The organism is Collinsella sp. WCA1-178-WT-3 (M1), assembly GCF_009696325.1.
Taxonomy (GTDB): Bacteria; Actinomycetota; Coriobacteriia; order Coriobacteriales; family Coriobacteriaceae; genus Collinsella.
The window spans coordinates 1-18,259 of sequence record NZ_VUME01000014.1 but is presented as its reverse complement, the minus strand read 5'-3'; the positions used below and the strand labels follow the sequence as shown (position 1 = coordinate 18,259).

Annotated in this window: 13 protein-coding genes and 1 tRNA gene; 4 read left to right on the top strand and 10 right to left on the bottom strand. The window is 62.0% G+C overall.

Annotated elements, in window-relative coordinates:
• Nucleotides 1-55: 55 nt before the first annotated feature.
• Nucleotides 56-1,237 carry a pyridoxal phosphate-dependent aminotransferase gene (locus FYJ40_RS07905; RefSeq protein ID WP_154518269.1) on the top strand — a complete coding sequence of 394 codons (1,182 nt, stop codon included), beginning with the start codon at nucleotides 56-58 and terminating at the stop codon, nucleotides 1,235-1,237.
• 140 nt (nucleotides 1,238-1,377) lie between these two features.
• A complete protein-coding gene (locus tag FYJ40_RS07900) occupies nucleotides 1,378-2,268 on the top strand; it encodes an ROK family protein (protein WP_154518266.1) in 891 nt (296 codons plus the stop codon).
• 113 nt (nucleotides 2,269-2,381) lie between these two features.
• Here the strand turns inward: FYJ40_RS07900 and FYJ40_RS07895 are convergent, their stop codons facing one another.
• The 4 genes from FYJ40_RS07895 to argS form a co-directional block, all read right to left on the bottom strand.
• A complete protein-coding gene (locus FYJ40_RS07895) occupies nucleotides 2,382-2,831 on the bottom strand; it encodes a VanZ family protein (protein WP_154518263.1) in 450 nt (149 codons plus the stop codon).
• Between the two features lie 6 nt (nucleotides 2,832-2,837).
• Entirely contained in the window at nucleotides 2,838-4,286 is a 1,449-nt protein-coding gene (locus FYJ40_RS07890; protein WP_154518260.1) for a hypothetical protein, read from the bottom strand.
• Between the two features lie 312 nt (nucleotides 4,287-4,598).
• Nucleotides 4,599-6,977, bottom strand: a complete 2,379-nt coding sequence (gene rho / locus FYJ40_RS07885; protein WP_370513639.1) for a transcription termination factor Rho — start codon at nucleotides 6,975-6,977, stop codon at nucleotides 4,599-4,601.
• A 980-nt stretch (nucleotides 6,978-7,957) separates the two neighbouring features.
• The gene (gene argS / locus FYJ40_RS07880; RefSeq protein WP_154518257.1) at nucleotides 7,958-9,811 is read right to left on the bottom strand and encodes an arginine--tRNA ligase; all 1,854 of its coding nucleotides are present in this window, start codon (nucleotides 9,809-9,811) and stop codon (nucleotides 7,958-7,960) included.
• Between the two features lie 342 nt (nucleotides 9,812-10,153).
• On the opposite strand from argS, the gene FYJ40_RS07875 reads away from it, so the two are divergent.
• On the top strand, nucleotides 10,154-10,639 hold the full coding sequence (locus FYJ40_RS07875) for a CarD family transcriptional regulator (protein WP_154518254.1): 486 nt from the start codon (nucleotides 10,154-10,156) through the stop codon (nucleotides 10,637-10,639).
• A 19-nt stretch (nucleotides 10,640-10,658) separates the two neighbouring features.
• On the opposite strand, the gene FYJ40_RS07870 is transcribed toward FYJ40_RS07875, so the two are convergent.
• Both FYJ40_RS07870 and FYJ40_RS07865 read right to left on the bottom strand, forming a co-directional pair.
• Nucleotides 10,659-11,258 carry an HD domain-containing protein gene (locus FYJ40_RS07870; protein WP_154518251.1) on the bottom strand — a complete coding sequence of 200 codons (600 nt, stop codon included), beginning with the start codon at nucleotides 11,256-11,258 and terminating at the stop codon, nucleotides 10,659-10,661.
• A 171-nt stretch (nucleotides 11,259-11,429) separates the two neighbouring features.
• On the bottom strand, nucleotides 11,430-12,716 hold the full coding sequence (locus tag FYJ40_RS07865) for a glutamate-5-semialdehyde dehydrogenase (RefSeq protein WP_154518248.1): 1,287 nt from the start codon (nucleotides 12,714-12,716) through the stop codon (nucleotides 11,430-11,432).
• Between the two features lie 113 nt (nucleotides 12,717-12,829).
• On the opposite strand from FYJ40_RS07865, the gene FYJ40_RS07860 reads away from it, so the two are divergent.
• The gene (locus FYJ40_RS07860) at nucleotides 12,830-14,248 is read left to right on the top strand and encodes an alpha/beta fold hydrolase (protein ID WP_154518245.1); all 1,419 of its coding nucleotides are present in this window, start codon (nucleotides 12,830-12,832) and stop codon (nucleotides 14,246-14,248) included.
• Between the two features lie 329 nt (nucleotides 14,249-14,577).
• Here the strand turns inward: FYJ40_RS07860 and proB are convergent, their stop codons facing one another.
• The 4 genes from proB to FYJ40_RS07840 all read right to left on the bottom strand — a co-directional run bounded on the left by proB (nucleotide 14,578) and on the right by FYJ40_RS07840 (nucleotide 17,931).
• Nucleotides 14,578-15,705 (bottom strand): glutamate 5-kinase, encoded by a 1,128-nt coding sequence (proB, locus tag FYJ40_RS07855; protein WP_154518242.1) that lies wholly within the window; start codon nucleotides 15,703-15,705, stop codon nucleotides 14,578-14,580.
• A 79-nt stretch (nucleotides 15,706-15,784) separates the two neighbouring features.
• Nucleotides 15,785-17,290 carry a nicotinate phosphoribosyltransferase gene (locus FYJ40_RS07850; RefSeq protein WP_154518239.1) on the bottom strand — a complete coding sequence of 502 codons (1,506 nt, stop codon included), beginning with the start codon at nucleotides 17,288-17,290 and terminating at the stop codon, nucleotides 15,785-15,787.
• Between the two features lie 84 nt (nucleotides 17,291-17,374).
• Nucleotides 17,375-17,794 (bottom strand): hypothetical protein, encoded by a 420-nt coding sequence (locus FYJ40_RS07845; RefSeq protein ID WP_154518236.1) that lies wholly within the window; start codon nucleotides 17,792-17,794, stop codon nucleotides 17,375-17,377.
• 64 nt (nucleotides 17,795-17,858) lie between these two features.
• Nucleotides 17,859-17,931: transfer RNA gene (locus tag FYJ40_RS07840), tRNA-Ala, on the bottom strand.
• Nucleotides 17,932-18,259: the final 328 nt, after the last annotated feature.

The window sequence follows — 18,259 nt, the reverse complement described above, 5'->3', positions numbered from 1 at the left end:
CCCACCGGTTCCATAGGAGTAAACTTGCCCCACCCCGATGTTCGAAAGGACAAGCATGAAAGAACTCTCCAATCGCACGGCAACGTTTACCGATTCGGTCATACGCCGCATGACGCGCATCTCCGATATGTACGGCGCCGTCAACCTCTCGCAGGGCTTCCCCGACTTTGATCCCCCAGCGCAGCTGCTCAAGAGCCTGAGCACCATCGCCACCGACCCTAAGCCGCTCTACCACCAGTACTCCATCACCTGGGGCTCCCAGGCCATGCGCGAGGCGCTTGCCGCCAAACAGGAGCACTTTATGGGCATGCCGATCGACCCCAACCAGAACATCGTGGTCACTTGCGGCTCCACCGAGGCCATGATGGCTGCCATGATGACGGTCACCAACCCCGGCGACAAGGTCGTCATCTTCTCGCCGTTCTACGAGAACTACGGCGCCGACACGATCCTTTCGGGTGCCGAGCCCATCTACGTGCCGCTCAACCCGCCCACATTCGACTTTGACCGCGAGACACTCGAGGCTGCCTTCCGCGACAACGACCCCAAGGCCATCGTCCTGTGCAACCCTTCCAATCCCTGCGGCAAGGTCTTTACGCGCGATGAGCTCACCTTTATCGCCGATCTCTGCAAAAAGTACGACGCCTACTGCATCACCGACGAGGTGTACGAGCACATCGTCTACGCGCCCCACGAGCACGTCTATATGGCCACGCTGCCCGGCATGTTCGAGCGCACCATCAGCTGCAGTTCGCTATCCAAGACGTACTCCATCACCGGCTGGCGTCTGGGTTACACCATCGCCCCGGCCCAGATTACCGAGCGCATCAAGAAGGTCCACGACTTCCTCACTGTGGGTGCCGCCGCTCCCCTGCAGGAAGCCGTTGTCACCGCCCTCAACTTCGACGACAGCTATTACCAGGAGGTCCTCGATCTCTACACAGCCAAGCGCGATCTGTTCTGCCAGGGGCTCGATAGCATTGGTCTTGAGCATAACGTGCCGCAGGGCGCCTATTACGTCATGATGGACATCTCTGAGTTTGGCTATGACAGCGACCTCGACTTCTGTGAGGACCTCGCGTCTAAGGTGGGCGTGGGCGCCGTGCCCGGATCGAGCTTCTTCCGTGAGCCCGTCAACCATCTGATTCGCCTCCACTTTGCCAAGCGAGACGAGACGCTTAACGCGGCACTGGAGAACCTCAAGTCGCTACGCGATAAAATCAAGCCGCGCGGGTAAGGACGGCCCGGCAACTAAAGCACCCAAAGAAGCCCCGCACCGCACGCGCGTTGTGGGGCTTCTTTTTATAGCGCTTTCTTAATTTGTTTAAAGCGCTATACTTTAGTCACGGAGTAACTCGTCCCAGGGGGAGGAATACTATGGCAGAGCAGCAGCTTATCGGAGCGCTCGAGGCCGGCGGCACCAAGATGGTCTGTGCCACGGGCTATGCAGACGGTACGGTTCTGGAGCGTGAGCAGATCGCAACCACGACCCCGCAGGAGACCGTTGAGGCCGTCAACGCATGGTTTGCAAACAAGGGCATCGCCGCGCTGGGCATCGGCGCCTTTGGCCCCACCGCAGTCAACCCTGCCTCGCCCCAATACGGCAAGATCTTGGAGACGCCCAAGACGGCATGGCGCTACTTTGACCTGCTGGGCACCATCCAAAACGAGCTCAATATTCCCTGTGGCTACGACACCGACGTCAACGTCGCCTGCCTGGGCGAGGTCAGCTTTGGTTGCGCCCAGGGCCTCACCGACGTGGTGTATCTGACCATCGGCACCGGTGTGGGCGCCGGCGTGCTCTCGGGCGGCCAGCTCGTGCACGGCATGATGCATCCCGAGGCCGGCCATATCCTGGTCACGCGCGACCCGGGCGACACCATCGGCGAGCACAGCGGCTGCCCCTTCCACGACAACTGCCTCGAGGGCCTCATCGCAGGCCCCGGCATTAAAAAGCGCTGGGATGGCAAAAGCGCCGGAGACATGGCCGATGACCCGGAGGCCATGGGCCTGCTCGCAGGCTACCTGGCACAGGCGCTCATGACCTACACGCTGTGCTATGCGCCGCAAAAGATCATCATCGGCGGCGGCGTGGCCGACCACACCCCCATCGTGCCGCTCGCCCGCAAAAAGTGCGCCGAGATGCTCAACGGCTATATCGTCACGCCCGAGGTCAACGACATCGATACCTTCATTGTCAACAACAGCCTCGAGGGTAAGCAGGGCATCATGGGCTGTCTGGCCCTTGGCGCACAGGCGCTCCAGTAAAGGGTGCACCAACGACACACGGTATTGCCGGGCCCGTATAACGCGCAGACAACGCTATCGCGCCCTGCAGGGCCCCCAAACGCACAAGGCCGCCTAGGACCAAGCAAAACGTCCTAGGCGGCCTTTCTGGTGCATACAAGCGATCGGAGGAGATATCGGAGCACGACGCCGGTAGCCGCTCCGCAGCAGTCAATCATCACGTCGGTGATCATGCCGGCGCGCCCCGGCACAAATAACTGAATCGTCTCGTCGATTGAGGGGACCAGCAACAGAAAAACCACCGTGGGAAGCAGTCTGTCAAAAGTGCGTCGACCCTCGATATCAAAGGCATGTGTCACCAAAACACCGAGCACCATATACTCGGTAAAGTGTGCGCACTTGCGGACGACAAAGTTGGTTACCCATTCATACGGCAGGCTCAAGCTATGCAGAAACCCGCGGACGTCCTCCATGATCGCCAAGCTCAGTGAGCCGGACCCCGTGCCGGGAACCAGTGAATTGCCCCAGATCAGCAACACCATGGCGCAGGCCGCAACCGCCCACTTACGATCGATCTTAATCATGCAGAACTAGGCCTCGGCACGTAGCGGCGTAAAACTGGCGGTACCGCCCTCGATAACACTCAAATAGGCACGGCCCGTACGCTTGGCGGTAGAGGACTGCAGGCGCTCGATCTCTTCCTCAAGGATCTGATTGACGCGCTCATGGCGACGGTTTTCCATAACGCCGGCGGCGATAGCCTCGGCGCGCTCGATACTCTCGCGCGAGATACGCGCGGTATCCTCGGGAAACACGGAGCTGTGGCGGCCGACATAGACGGGAGCAACCGAGACAGGTGAGGCTGCAGGCGTGGGCATCGGCGCGGGGGCGGGCTCGGCGACCTCGGCCATGATCGCCATGGCGGCGGCCCACATGTCCTCGTGGCCCGAATAATCGGCCATGGGGATATCTTCCTCGAGGGAGGCATCGGGGAGACTGTCGGTATCCACGCGATTCTGGGCATCGATAGAGGCAGTGATGGCGGCGGGCTCGTCCAAATCGGCGAGATCCACACCCTTGGCATCGGAAATGATGGGCATGCTGGCGAGCTTGGCGTTGTACGGCACCGCCTCCGCGGCCTGCATTTGGGCCGAAGCGCCCCAAAGCGAGCTTTCGGCAGCACGACGAGCGGCGATGGTCTCCTCGTCGACAACCAGGGGCTCATCGGCAAAGGGGTCGGCGACAGGAGCCGGCTGAGCCGCGCCCTGCTGGCCGGTCGAAGTGGCCGCCGCGGCAGAGGCGTACGCAGCCGAAGAAGCACCGTTATAGGCGGCATTGTTGGCAGCGTTGGCCACAAGCGCCACGAAAGCTGCAGTGCTGCCCGCAGGGGCGGCATGAGAGCCCGAGACGGCACGTGCGGCAGCAGCGATGTCGTCGCGGTTATAGGAGCCAGTCTTTTCACCGTTTGTGAGCTCGTCAATTGCGACCTGGTAGATATCGCGCGAGCGAGCGGGATCGCAGCTAACCGGCGAATCGTCGTCGAGCATGCTATCGATCATAGCCCAGGCATCGGCCTCGTCCATGGCGTTGGCGGCACGGGCGATGGTCGGAACGCCATCATCGGCATGACGGCGCTGAAACGCGCCGGTCAGACCGGAGAGAAGCGAAGAGGATTGACCCTGCTCGTCCAAAGTGACAGGAGCAGCAGCCCGGGGAGCGGCCTCCTCCTGCTGAACGGGAATCGAGGCGGTCTTGAACTCGTTGTAGGTCCGACTAAACTGAGCGGCGCCGCCCACGGCATCGGGCTCAAACAGGCGGCCATCGTGCTCCGCACGATACTCAGAGATACCCAGCGAGGCGGCATAGATACCCACGCCGGCCACTGCGCCCACGGCAAAGGGAACAGCACCCGCGACAACCGTCTCGTTGATTGACGAAAACGGCAGTGTAGCGGCATACACGACCACGGGTGCGGCAAGGCCGATCCCGCAGGAAAGTCCGGCAAGGACTGCTCGTTGTGTTGCATCAGAAGAAGCCATGAGCTCTCCCCATCTTCCAGCACCCAAATCGCATCATTCAGTTGGCTGCGCGAGAGAAGATGAAGCGGGGCTATGCCCCAAAGCAACGGTATAAGGTTCGTTTCATCTGCGTTTTCCGTCGCGAAGCTTATCTGCTATTATGCGAAACCCCCTTGGGGATTGCAAGCGACGAAGCGGAATTGAAACGGGAAAATCGCTGCTTGCCGGTCGTAAGGTCAATAATCGTTGGCGAGCGGCTATACGAAAAGGGCCAGGATCTAAACCCCGGCCCTTCTGGCATGTCTATGGTTGCTGTCGCATGCAGCGGACAAACTAGAACGTCTGCTCGTAATCGCTGTGCTTTTTGGCCGAACGCACCAGGAACTCCTGGTTGGTATTGGTGCCCTTGAGGCCCTTGATAAACGACGCTGCCGCGCGCTCGGTGTTATTCATGCCGGCGAGGATGCGGCGCAGGCCAAAGACAAACGGGCGCATTTGCTCGTCGACCAACAGGTCCTCGTTGCGCGTGCCCGAGGCAACGGGGTCGATGGCCGGGAAGATGCGGCGGTCGGCCAGATCGCGATCGAGCTTGAGCTCCATGTTGCCGGTGCCCTTGAACTCCTCAAAGATGACCTCGTCCATCTTGGAGCCGGTATCGATAAGGGCGGAAGCAAGGATGGTGAGTGAGCCGCCGTTTTCGATATTGCGGGCAGCACCCAGGAAGCGTTTTGGCGGATACAGGGCCGCCGAATCGACGCCGCCCGAAAGGATGCGGCCCGAGGCGGGCGCCGCCAGGTTGTACGCACGGGCAAGACGCGTGATGGAGTCGAGCACCACCACGACGTCGCCGCCCAGCTCCACGATGCGCTTGGAGCGCTCGATGACGAGCTCGGCCACGCGGGTATGGTTGTCGGCGGGCATATCGAAGGTGGAGGCCACGACCTCGCCCTCAATGGAGCGCTGCATATCGGTGACCTCTTCGGGGCGCTCGTCGACGAGCAGGCAGATGAGGTGCACCTCGGGATTGTTGATCGAGATAGACTGGCAGATCTTCTTGAGAATCGTAGTCTTACCGGCCTTGGGCGGTGACACGATCAGGCCACGCTGGCCCTTGCCGATCGGCGACACGATATCGATGGCGCGACCGGTAATGGAATCCTTGCCATGCTCCATGCGCAGCGGCTCATTGGGGTAGACCGGCGTGAGATCGCCGAACTTGGGGCGGTTACGGGCCTGCTCAGGATCAAGACCGTTGACGGTCGTAATTTTGGCGAGACCGGCACGCTTGTCGCCGCCGCGCGAGGGACGAAGCGAACCCTCGATCACGTCGCCCGTGCGCAGACGCGCGGAGCGGATGAGGTAGGCGGGCACGAAGGCGTCGTCATTGGACTTCATGTAGCCGTGGGCATGGATGATGCCGGAGCTGTCCGGGCGAATCTGCAGGATGCCCTTAATATCGCGGAAGCCCTCGGCCTTCGCGGCTGTGGTGTAGATCTCCTCGACGAGCTCGGCCTTCTTCTTGCCGGTCGTCTCGATCTCGAACTCCTTGGCCTTCTCGCGCAGCTCGGCGACCTTCATGGCCGCGAGCTCCTCGCGCGAAAGCGTTGGCTCGGTCGGAGCTGCGTTGCGCTCCTTGTTGCGCTGTTTGCGATCGCGCTGGCGGCTGCGGCGGTCGTTGTTACGATCATCCTTGCGCTCGCTGCGCTCATCGTTACGCTTGTGCTGACGGCGGTTGGGGCGGGAACCCTCTTCGGCCTCAGCGCTCTCGACGGCAGGCGTCGTGGGCGCATCGGCGGTCGCCGGGGTCTCGCCGTCCGACTTAGCGTCGGACTCGGGCTGTTGCTCAGCATCCCCCTGCTGTTCGGCAGACTTGGTCTTGGAAGATTTCTTGCGCGTGCGCTTGGGCTTCTCGCCTGCCGAGCGATCGGCGCCCTCCGTCTCGGGAGTCGTGTCGACACTCACCTCGGTAGACTCAGCTGCCGCAGATTCGGCGCCGGACTTCGCCTCTGCCTTAGCTGGGCGTTTGGCTGCGGTGTGACGGCTGCGCCCGGGACGAACGTCGGCAGACTCGGCAGCGGCAGAAACGGCGACCTCAGGAACATCAGCACCCTCGGCCGAAACCACGACAGCCGCTGTAGGCTCGACGAACGCCGGGGCATCTTGGACAGAAGCCGCGGCAGCGGCCGCCTTCTCCGCCTCGACAAATGCCTTGGGCTTGCGGCCGCGGCGATGCGGGCGCAAAGCAGGATCGACGACAAATGCACCGCCGGCCTCGGCAGGCACGACAGACTCAGCAGAGGAAGCGTCCTCCTCCGCCACAGAGCGAACCGGGGTCTCGACGGCATCGGACGAAACCTGCTCGGCAGCCTGCTGGACCTTGGCCGCCGTGCGACGGCGCGTGCGCGGAGCCGGCTTTTCTGCTACCTGCTCGGGAGCCGGAGCCGAAGGCGCCTCGGGGGCGGACGGAGCCGCGAGTTCGGTCAGAGCCGCAGCATCGCGCTCTGCGGCACGACGGCGAGCACGAACAACCTGGGCTTCGCTGATCTGCGCAAGCGCGCGGGCCTGCGCAACCTCATCTGAAAGCGGCGCCGAAACCTCGGCGGAAACCGGGCGCTTGGCACGCGTCGTGCGCGTGGTGCGGCGTTTGGGCTTTGCAGCCTCATCGCCATCCGCAGCGGGCTTGGCCACACGACGCGTGCGCTTGGGCTTCACGGGCGCAGCCTCCTCCCCGGTAACAGGTGCGACGGGAACAGGGTTCTCACTCGAAGCCGAGGCAGCGTTCTGGTGTGTCTCGGGGACCGACGCCTGCGACGGTACGGGTTTCGCGATCTGGTCCAACGCAACCGGTGCAGTGGGAGTGGTTTGTGCCGTGCTTATTTCATTTTCTTGCTGTTGATCAGACACAGTGTTTGCTCAACTTTCTTTTAAAGCCCTGTGATCACATGCTCCCTGCATAAACCTTCAGGGCGGCTAAACAGTCTAGCTCCGTTCAAAACACAACGGGCATCATTGATCTGTATCGAGATGATTGCGTCAAATACGCAGCGTTAGTGTAACACAACCGCCACCACCTGCAACTTAGTCATTAGACGTTCTTATACAACTGGTCAAAAGGGACACTCTCCCTCAAAAGCGCTTCCTCTGTCGCACCAGAGGAGTGAAGCCGTGGCATCCGGAATAGCCGCGCCACGAAACGCGCCTATCTACTACGTTTGACCCGCGACCCCTGACCATCCCCTCGATCTTCCTAAAATCGCAAGCCCGATACCTGCGGTTTTAATATCGTACTTTTCGGCATGGTTCGGGGTATGCGACTAAACGTAGTAGATAAGCCCGATTCGTGGCGGACGGTTTCGCACCGCTCTCCCACCGGACAAAAATGATCCGTTTTCCTCCGTCCCCAAGGGGTCGTTTTCAAAACGATCGCGGATTACGGTGCAAGAACGGCGTAAGCCAACCATACCCTGCATTTTTAATATTTGGCAAGCCGTCTACCTGCGATTTTATTTTCGCTGCTGTTGCTATGGTCGCCAGGCAGCGATTCAGCCCCGTAAACCGGTATAGTTGCGTTTTTGTAGCATTTTCCAACACGCCAAAAAGCCCCGCCAAACGCAAAAAGCCCGACCTCCGCATGAAGATCGGGCTTATAGGGCTCAGCAAAGCCAAACCTACACGGTCAAACGACCCGTAGATTACATCTGCTCGGGTGCAGAAACGCCAACCAGAGTGAGCACCAGGGCGAGCGTCACGCGGACGGCGTCGCAAGCGGCCAGACGGGCGCGTGAAAGCTCGGGGTCGACGGGACGGCCCTCGCTCGGAAGCACCTGGCAGGCAGCGTAGAAGCTGTGGAAGTCGCCGGCGAGCTCCTCGGCAAAGTGCGTCAGGCGGAACGGGGCGCGGTCGCGAGCACAGCTGGCAATGAGGTCGGTGAGCTCGTTGAGCTTACGCGAAAGGGCAAGCTCGGTGGGGTCGGTCAGCAGCGAGTAGTCGACGTTCTCGCCGATGGCCTTGGCGGCGACGGCCTTCATGCCCATCTCGTCAGCCTGCTCGGGCGTAACGTCAGCGGCACGGCGCAGAATGGAGCACACACGAGCGTGAGCGTACTGCACGTAGTAGACCGGATTGGAGTTATCGCGCTTCTTAACGGCCTCGATGTCGAAGTCGACCATCTGGTTGGAGCTCTTGGAGATGAGCGTGTAACGGGCGGCGTCGGAACCGACCTCGTCGACGAGCTCCTGCAGGGTCACCATGGTGCCCTTGCGCTTGGACATACGGACGGGCTTGCCGTTGCGCAGCAGGTTGACGAGCTGGCCCAGCAGAACCTCGAACTTGCCGGGATAGCCAAGAGCGTCGCAGACACAGCGGACGCGGTCGATGTAGCCATGGTGGTCGGCGCCCCAGATGTCGATGACGTGGTCGACGCGCTGGAACTTGTCCCAGTGATAGGCGACGTCGGAGGCGAAGTAGGTGTACTCGCCGTCGGACTTGATCAGAACGCGGTCCTTGTCGTCACCCAGGTCGGTGGAGCGGAACCACAGGGCGCCGTCCTTGGTGTAGAGGTAGCCCATCTTGTCGAGCTTCTCGAAAGCGCGGTCGACGGCGGAGGTGCCGGCGGTCTCGCCCTCGGTGTCCTTCACGTACAGCGAGCGCTCGGAGAACCAACGATCGAAGTCGCAGTTGACGGCATGGCAAAGGTCGCGCATGTTGTCGACCATCTTTACATAGCCGCGCTCGCGGAAGCTCTCCATGCGCTCCTGCGGATCGGCGTCGACCCACTTATCGCCGTCGGTGCGCCAGAACTCGGCGGCCTCGTCGATGATGTAGTCGCCGCCGTAGGAATCCTTGCCCAGAGTCTCGGCAAAGTTGTCCTGATACGGATGGGTCTCGGGATGCTCGTCGTTCTCGTCGGCAACAAAGGCATCGCGGTCGGCAATCAGCAGCTTGTGAGCCTCGTCGATATCCACGCCCTGCTTGGCGATGATATCGGCAAGCTGCATATAGCGCGTGCTGATGGAGTTGCCGAAGGTGTTCATCTGAGAGCCGTGGTCGTTGATATAGAACTCACGCTGGATATCGTAACCGGCATGGTCCATAACACGGCAGAGGGAGTCGCCCAGAGCGGCCCAACGGCCATGGCCAATATGCATGGGGCCGACGGGGTTGGCGGAGACAAACTCGACCTGGGTCTTCAGGCCGCCGCCGACGTTGGACTTAGCGAAGTCCATGCCCTTCTCGCGGGCCTCGCCGAAGATGGCATTCTTAACGGAGACGGAGAGGTAGAAGTTGATGAAGCCAGGGCCGGCGATCTCGACCTTCTCGATCGCGGGATCCTCGGGCATATGGGCAACGACGGCCTCGGCGATCTTGCGCGGGGCGCAGTGAGCCAGCTTGGCGGACTTCAGGGCCATGGTGGAGGTCCACTCGCCATGAGAAGTGTCAGCCGGTCGCTCGATAGCGCAATCGTCAAGTTCAAATGCGGAAAGGTCGCCGGCCTCCTGGGCCGCAGCAAGCGCAGCGCGTACCAGCTCTTCAATCTTCTCGGGCATAGATCCTCCTTGTGTTAAAGCCCCCGAGCTCTTGGTCACTCGTAGGGCAAAAGCCAGAGTTTGCAGCACTCTAACACAAGCGGTAACTACTGTCGTAGGGTAAAGTCAATCGATATTGCATATGCACAAAATTGACTACAGTTGTCGCAAGGCCATTCAAAGATGGCGGTCTGCCTGCTGATTGTGCACCCGCCGAAAATGCATAAACATCTGCATGGGCAGCTCAGAATATCGAATACTCTTACCTATCGGATTTGTGTGCTTTTCCTGCATAAAGTAAGGGTTTGCGCACGTCAGCGTGGTATTCTAGACATACGTAAATTCGTATAAGTAGGAGGTAGCATGTTCTCAATCGGTCAACACGTCATTCATCCGGGTCAGGGAGTCTGCACCGTCGTCGGTTTTAGGGAAGACACACCGCAGCCCATGCTGTTGCTCGAGACCAAGCAGGGACATGCGCAGACGATCCTCATGTACCCCGTGGCGCAGGCCGACCGTCTGCATGCCGCCATCTCCCAGCAAGATGCCGAGCACCTGCTGAGCCACTACGACGAGCTGGAGTGCGACACCTTTACCGAGCGCAACAGCTCGCTCGAGGAGACGCACTTTAAGCAGCAGCTCAAGCTGGGTGCGCCCGAGACGGTCCGCGTGGCAAAAACAATGATGCACCGTATTCGCCAGGCCGAGGAAGCAGATAAAAAACCCAGCTCTTACTACATGCGCGTACTCAAGGAAGCCAAGCGCCGCTCCATCGAGGAGATTGCCGTGGCCTTGGGCGTCACCGAGGAAGACGCCGAAGCCCGCCTAGCCCAAGCCGCCCTCAACTAACCTGCCAAAAAGGGACAGGTTAGGCCTGGAAGGTGTCGCGGTCGGGCGCGAAGGACTGCATGGCCGCGATGGTACGGTCGAAGAGCTCGGGGAGCTCCCAGCCCAGCATCTCGGCGCCCTGCGTAATCACGTCGCGCGAGCAGCCGGCGGCAAAGCGCTTGTCCTTGAACTTCTTCTTGAGCGACTTGGTCGTAAAGTCCATGACGCTCTTGCTCGGACGCATGATCACGGCAGCCCCAATCAGGCCGGTAAGTTCGTCGCAGGCAAACAGGATCTTTTCCATCTGCAGCTCGGGCTTGGGCAGCGAGGTGTTGAAGTCCGAGGTATGCGTCTGGATGGCGCGGATGAGCTCGGGCGATGCACCCTCGCTCTCCAGAATCTCGGCCGCATAGATGGTGTGGTTCACGGGGTCGTCCTCATGCTCCTCCCAATCCAAGTCGTGCAGCAGGCCGACGATGCCCCAAAACTCCTCGTTCTCGGGGTCGAACTCGCGCGCAAAGTAGCGCATGGTGCCCTCGACCGTCTCGCCGTGGGTGATGTGGAACGGATCTTTGTTGTGCTCGTTGAGCAATTCGAACGCACGGTCGCGGGTGATTCCGGCGGAAAGCGTCTGAGACATGGCAATACCTCCAGGTGAGTCGGTGCTAGGACACGGTGTCACTATCGTATATCGCCGCGGTTCAAGCCGAAAGGTAGAAAAGGCATACGGAGAAAAAAGCCGGGCGAACGCGTCGCCCAGCAAAACCGCAGATAAAACCTGCCAAAATAAACCTGTCCCTTTTTGGGAGGTTTAGGGGCGGACCTGGCCGGTGCCGCGGAGCTTGTATTTGTAGGTGGTGAGGGCCTCGGCGGCAAAGGGGCCGCGGGCGTGGAGCTTTTGGGTCGAGATGCCGATCTCGGCGCCCAGGCCAAACTCGCCGCCGTCGGTAAAGCGCGTGCTGGCGTTGGCATACACGGCCGAGGCATCGATCTCATCCAAAAAGCGCTCGCAGGCGTCCGCATCCTCGGCGATGATGGCCTCGGAATGCATAGTGCCATAGCGATTGATGTGCGCGATGGCCTCGTCCTCGTTCGCCACGACCTTCACGCTCATCTCGAGCGCCAGGTACTCGCGGCCCCAGTCCTCCTCGGTCGCGGCCACGTAGTCGTCGCCCTCGGCAAGACCGGCGTCGGCGCATGCGGCACACGCGGCCTCGTCTCCGTGAATCAGCACGCCGTGGTCGTGCAGAACGGCCACGACCGCCGGCAAAAACGAATCTGCCACGGCGCGGTCCACAAGCAGCGACTCGGCGGCGTTGCACACGCCCACGCGCTGGGTCTTAGCATTGACGATAATGTTGAGCGCTTTATCAAAGTCGGCCGACTCATGCACGTAGATATGGCAGTTTCCCGTGCCCGTCTCGATAACCGGCACAAGCGACTCGCGCACGCAGCGCTGGATCAGGCCCGCACCGCCACGCGGAATAAGCACGTCGACGATGCCGCGAAGCTTCATGAGCTCGCCGGTGGCCTCGCGGTCGGTGGACTCGATCATCGAGATAGCCTCGCGCGGGAAACCCTTGGCCTCGAGCGCATCGGCCAGCAGTTCGGCAATCATGGCGCACGAGTGATAGGCCAGCGAACCGCCGCGCAGAATACAGGCGTTGCCGGTGCGGATGCAGATGCCCGCGGCATCGGCCGTCACGTTGGGGCGCGCCTCATACACCATGGCGACCAGGCCCAGCGGCACGCTCACGCGGGTGAGGTCCACACCACTTGCAAGTACGCGGTGGTCGAGCACGCGGCCGACAGGATCGGGCAGCTCAGCGAGCTTCTCCAGGCCGGCGGCCATGCCCTCGACGCGCTCGGGCGTCAGCAGCAGACGGTCGAGGAGCCCCGCCGAGGTGCCCGCATCGCGCGCAGCGGACATATCGAGCTCGTTGGCGGCGACGATGGAATCGACGCCATCGCGCAGCGCCGCGGCCATGGCGCGCACGGCCTCCTGGCGTTGCTCGTCGCTCGCCGTGGCAAGCGAGGCCGACGCTGCCTTGGCGGCAACGGCAAGATCGTGGACATACGTGGCTATATCGACCGACATGGGCGGCCCTTTCTCTTAGAAGTTTGCCAACCATGGTAGCCGATTTATGCGCATCCTCGCTGGCGGCGGTAGAATTGGTCAACCCGAAACACCGCAACGAACGGGAGTACCGCATGGCCCTCATCACTTCGTACCACGTCCCCGGCCTCTATGTCGAGGACCACAGCATCGACGTCCCCTTGGATTGGCGCGGCCTGGAGCCAATGCTTTTGGCCTTCGGCAGCACCATGCGCCGCGGCGCCATGCCGGCGCCCATCGCCGGCGCACCCGAGAGCATCAAGCTTTTCTACCGCGTGGTTTGCGCTCCCGACCGTATCAACGACGACCTGCCACTCCTCCTCTTTTTGCAGGGTGGCCCCGGCGGTGAGAGCCCGCGTCCGCTGTCGCCCACAAGCGACGGCTGGATTGAGGAGGCCGTCAAGCATTTCCGCGTCGTCCTGCCCGACCAGCGCGGTACCGGGCGCAGCAGCTGTGTAGACGGGCGCACGATTGCCGCACTGGGCGAGCGCGCCGAGGCGGCAGGCTCCGATGCGGCCCGCTCGCAGGCAGACTTCCTCAAGCGCCACCTCGCCAGCTCCATCGTGCGCGACTTTGAGTACCTGCGCCTGGTGGGCTTTGGCGGCAAGCCCTGGGTCACACTCGGCCAGAGTTACGGTGGCTTTTTGACGTTGAGCTATCTGTCGCTCTTCCCCGAGGGCGTGGCGGCGAGCTTTACCTGCGGTGGCATTCCGCACGTACCGGCGAGTGCCAGCGAGGTCTACGCGCACACCTTCCCGCGTATGGCGGCCAAGACTCAGCAGTATTACGACCGGTACCCCGCCGACGTCGAGCGCGTGGCGGCCCTGGCAGATGCCCTCGAGGAGCAAAAGCCCACACTGCCCGACGGCTCGCCGATGACGGTCGAGCGCCTGCAGCTCATGGGCAGCGACTTTGGCATGAAGCCGAGCTTTGAGCGCATGCACTGGATTATCGACCACGCGTTTGTTAATGGCGACGGCACGTTGAGCTGCGGCTCATCGGTATCCGACAGCTTTTTGATGCGCGCCTTCGAGCGCACCAACACGCGCACGAATCCGCTGTACTGGACGCTGCAGGAATTCATCTACGCCGATGGCGACACGATGCCCATTGGCTGGGCAGCCGCCGAGGAAAAGGCCCATCGTGCCGAGTTCGACACCCTCGCGCGCCCACTCATGTTTACCGGCGAGGCCATGTTCCCGTGGATGTTTGAGCAGATGCCCGAGCTCAAGCCCTTCAAGCCCGCCATGGACCTGCTGATGGAAGACACCAGCTGGGACAAGATCTACGACCCGCAGCGCCTGGCCTGCAACGAGGTGCCGCTCCAAGCCGCGGTGTATTTCGACGACATGTACGTGGATTCGGGCCTGCAGCTCGACACGCTCAGCCGCGTGGGCAACTCACACGCCTGGGTGACGAACGAGTTCGAGCACGACGGCCTGCACGGCAGCGTGGTGTTTAAGCACCTCTTCGACGAGGCCCTCAACCGCGGAGACCTGCGCCAGATCTTCTAGCAAAGGAGTGTCCCCACCGGCCGGCACATAAGAAACGCCCCCAAGTGCCGAATTCCCGAGCGCCGGATGACGCCCTTCGCCACGAAAGCGGCCCATCTACTACGTTTCACCCGCATGGCCCAACCAGATGCCATTAATAAAGAAAACCGCAGGCGTTCTACCTGCGGTTTTCTTTTTGCATTTCTTGGTATGGTCACCGATATCCCATTAAACGTAGTAGATGGGCCGTTTTCGTGGCAACCAGATCGGACATGAGCGCGGCGGGGCAAAGTTACCCCGGTAATTTCGCCCCGCGTGCATTGCAGATCGAAGGCGCCCGGCGTCGAGGCCTAAGCAAAGACGATCAAGTTGTCTCGGTGGATCGCGGGCTTCTCGGCCAGGTCTGCCAGCAAGCGGTTGCCGGCAATCTGGTCCTGGCGGCGTCCGGCTGCAAGCTCCAGCACGTCCGAATCGGCCTCGGCGATACCGCGGGCGACAACCATGCCGCTCGGGTCGCACACGTCGAGCACATCGCCCTCGGCAAACGTGCCATCGACCTCGCGAATACCCACCGCAAGCAGGGAAGAACCGCGGCTGACCAGCGCTTTCGCGGCGCCGTCATCGACCGTCACCGAGCCATGCGCCTTGTCGCCCAGTGCAATCCACAGCTTGCGGGGCGCAATGTCCAGGCGCTCCGCCGGCGGATCGAACAGCGTGCCCACGCTCTCGCCGCGGGCAAGGCGCACGAGCGCATCGGGCTCCTCGCCCGAGCAAATCACGCTCTGAATGCCCGCCGTCATCAGGATGCGGCTCGCGCGGATCTTGGTAATCATGCCGCCTGTGCCAACCGATGTGGAAGAATCGCCCGCCGAGGCAATGATCTTGGCATCGATCTTATGCACGACCGGGACGAACTCGGCCGTGGGGTCCTCGTGCGGATTGGCGGTATAGAGGCCATCGATGTCCGAGAGCGTCACGCACAGGTCGGCAGAAACCAGGCAGCCCACAAGCGCCGCCAGCGTGTCGTTGTCGCCAAACTTGATCTCGTCGACGGTAACGGTGTCGTTCTCGTTGACGACCGGCACCACGCCCAGTTCCACCAGACGCAGCAGCGCGTCGCGCGCGTGCAGATAGGACGTGCGACGGGCCGTGTCGTGACGCGTGAGCAGCACGAGCGAGGTGAGCAGGTCGCGCGCATGGAACTCCTCGTCGTAGGCCGACGAGATGATGCACTGACCGGCCGAGGCGCAGGCCTGCAGGCTCGGCAGGTCACCGACCGGTTTGCGGTCAAAGCCCAGCACGGGATAGCCACAGGCAATGGCGCCCGAACTCACCACGACCAGACGCCAGCCGAGTTTGCGCAGGGCAGCAGCCTGATCGGCAAGCCCGCCGATAAAGGCGCGGTTGACCTTGCCATCGGCGCCCACCACCGTGGACGAACCGATCTTTACCACCATCGTTTTATAAGAAGTCGTCATACGTCAAACCAATCAACTGTTGAGGGTTCGGGCGAGCTGACGGCCGAGGGAACGTAATTCCACCCTACACCCAAGAAAATTAGCGAGCCCAGGGGAAGGCAGAAGCCGCGGCCATGTTCTTGCGCACGAGCTCGTCGCGCACCTGCGCCAGGCCCTGCTCCATGCCCACCACATAGGTCTGCGGGTACAGGAAGCGCTTGTAGACCGGATCCAGATGGTCCAGCGCCCAAGCGCAACGCTCGCGTGCGGCCTCGATGCTCTCGCGCGGGGCAACAGCGCTGCCGTCGCGCACGATCGGCGCCAGCAGCTCGCGATACTCAAGCTCGGACACGTCGGTCACCAGGGCGGCATCGTTCACGGCCACGAGGGTATTGCCGCGCGCGGCGCCCTCCCCCGCCAGATGGTCCTCGTCATAGATCATGTCGCAGACCGGGCCGCCAAAGCCGTCGTAATAGCGGCGCACGCGCTGCACGCCCGGAATCGTGCGCTTGTAGGGCTGCTCGGAGAGCTTGACCACCGGCGTCCACGGGTCCATCTCGCTCGCACGGCGGGCGGAAAGCTTGTACACGCCGCCCAGCGCCGGTTGGTCGTAGCAGGTCGCGAGCTTAGTGCCCACGCCAAAGCTATCGATGGGCGCGCCCTGGTCGAGCAGCGACTGAATCGTGTATTCATCCAGATCGTTGGAAACCGAGATCCCCACATAGGACAAGCCCTCGGCATCAAAACGGCCGCGGACATACTTGGACAGCTTGGCGAGGTCGCCGGAATCGATGCGAATGGCCGACAGACGCTCGCCCGCCGCCTCCATCTCCTTGGCAACCGTAATGGCATGCTCGCAGCCCTCGCGCACGTCGTAGGTGTCGATAAGCAGCGTGCAGTTCTTGGGGCTCGACTTGGCAAAGGCACGGAAGGCCTCGAGCTCGGAATCGAAGCTCATCACCCAGCTGTGCGCATGCGTGCCAAAGACGGGAATACCGTAGCGGCGACCGGCGAGCACATTGGACGTAGAGGAACAGCCGGCAACGTAGCTCGCGCGCGCGACGGCCAGACCGCCATCGGGACCCTGGGCGCGGCGAAGGCCAAACTCGGCCACGGGACGGCCGTCCGCCGCCAACACCACGCGCGCCGTCTTGGTGGCGACAAGCGTCTGGAAGCCGACGATGTTGAGCAGCGCCGTCTCGAGCAGCTGGCACTCCAGCGCGGGGCCGGTGACGCGCACCATGGGCTCGCGCGGAAAGACGAGCTCGCCCTCGGGGACGGCGTCGATGTTTACATGCGCACGAAAATCGCGCAGGTAGTCGAGGAATTCGGGCTTGAACATCGCGCCGCCGGCCGGGGCCTGGAGCGAGGCGAGGTAGTCGATATCCTCGGGCGTAAAGCGAAGGTTCTCGACCAGCTCGGGCAGCTCGGCGGTGCCGCACATGACGGCATAGGCGCTGCCAAACGGATGGTCACGGTAAAACGCCGTAAAACAGCCCTGCTCATTGGCCTTGCCGCTCTCCCACAGGCCCTGGGCCATAGTGAGCTCGTACAGATCGGTGAGCATTGCAATGTCGGTGGGATGCGAGATGTCGGTCAAAGCCATGGGGCGACCTTTCGGATGCGTTGTGCAGAGGTTGAGGGTTGGACGAGAGCAGAGCATGCGGACATGACGCCCGATGCAAATCGGTTAGAGCAGGCCCATGCTGGTCATGATCGTGTAGCCCATAAAGACGACAAACGCGACCAAGGCGAGCGCGATGATGATCTTTTGAGCCGGGGCCATACCGGGGATCTCGCCCTCGGCCGTGGGCTCCTTGGAAGTGACCATGCGCTGGGCAAACGTCATCTCGTCACGGCTCGGCTTGGGCTCGGCGGGCTTGGAGCGGGCGGCTTTTTTAGACTGAGGTTTGGGTGCAGCAGGCGCAGGCTCGGATGCGGCCTTGGCAGCGGCCTCCTCGGCCTTCGCATGCTCGGCGCGCAGGGCGGCCAGCTCCTCTCGCTCGCGACGAGCCTTTTCCTGCTCCTCGCGGCGGGCCTTCTCGGCGCGGAGCTCTTCCAACTCGGCGCGCTCCTCGTCAGACAATGGTTGGGACTCAAGCTCGGCCATGGTGCAGCCCTTTCTTTCAAAAAAAGCCGCCGACACAATGTCGACGGCTTATCAAATCCAAGGGTGGAGACGAAGGGAGTCGAACCCTCGGCCTCTGCCATGCGACGGCAGCGCTCTCCCAACTGAGCTACGTCCCCAGGACAAGTTGATATTTTACCTACGGCTCGCCAGCTGTCAACGCCCAATACCCAGTCTTTTTGGGACGGGGCTTTTTTGACTACTTTTCGGATGGTAGCTCGACCCCCACCGGGAGCAGTCTTTTTGGGACGGGGCTATTTTAGCTACCCAGGCAGATAGCGAAAACGATTTGGACGATTAACGGCAGGGGCAGCTAAAATAGCCCCATTACAGTTTGAGTCGTCCGAAAGGGCGGCTCTTTTCCGTTGCACGGCTATACGATTGAGCCGTACCGGTGGTCGCTGGCCGACCGCCCCGGACGGCCGTCAGCCCCTGCCCCGTAGAGGG

Coding starts and splice junctions, on each gene's coding strand:
- FYJ40_RS07905 (WP_154518269.1), top strand. CDS start 56: ATGAAAGAACTCTCCAATCGCACGGCAACGTTTACCGATTCGGTCATA.
- FYJ40_RS07900 (WP_154518266.1), top strand. CDS start 1,378: ATGGCAGAGCAGCAGCTTATCGGAGCGCTCGAGGCCGGCGGCACCAAG.
- FYJ40_RS07895 (WP_154518263.1), bottom strand. CDS start 2,831: ATGATTAAGATCGATCGTAAGTGGGCGGTTGCGGCCTGCGCCATGGTG.
- FYJ40_RS07890 (WP_154518260.1), bottom strand. CDS start 4,286: ATGGCTTCTTCTGATGCAACACAACGAGCAGTCCTTGCCGGACTTTCC.
- argS (WP_154518257.1), bottom strand. CDS start 9,811: ATGCCCGAGAAGATTGAAGAGCTGGTACGCGCTGCGCTTGCTGCGGCC.
- FYJ40_RS07875 (WP_154518254.1), top strand. CDS start 10,154: ATGTTCTCAATCGGTCAACACGTCATTCATCCGGGTCAGGGAGTCTGC.
- FYJ40_RS07870 (WP_154518251.1), bottom strand. CDS start 11,258: ATGTCTCAGACGCTTTCCGCCGGAATCACCCGCGACCGTGCGTTCGAA.
- FYJ40_RS07865 (WP_154518248.1), bottom strand. CDS start 12,716: ATGTCGGTCGATATAGCCACGTATGTCCACGATCTTGCCGTTGCCGCC.
- FYJ40_RS07860 (WP_154518245.1), top strand. CDS start 12,830: ATGGCCCTCATCACTTCGTACCACGTCCCCGGCCTCTATGTCGAGGAC.
- proB (WP_154518242.1), bottom strand. CDS start 15,705: ATGACGACTTCTTATAAAACGATGGTGGTAAAGATCGGTTCGTCCACG.
- FYJ40_RS07850 (WP_154518239.1), bottom strand. CDS start 17,290: ATGGCTTTGACCGACATCTCGCATCCCACCGACATTGCAATGCTCACC.
- FYJ40_RS07845 (WP_154518236.1), bottom strand. CDS start 17,794: ATGGCCGAGCTTGAGTCCCAACCATTGTCTGACGAGGAGCGCGCCGAG.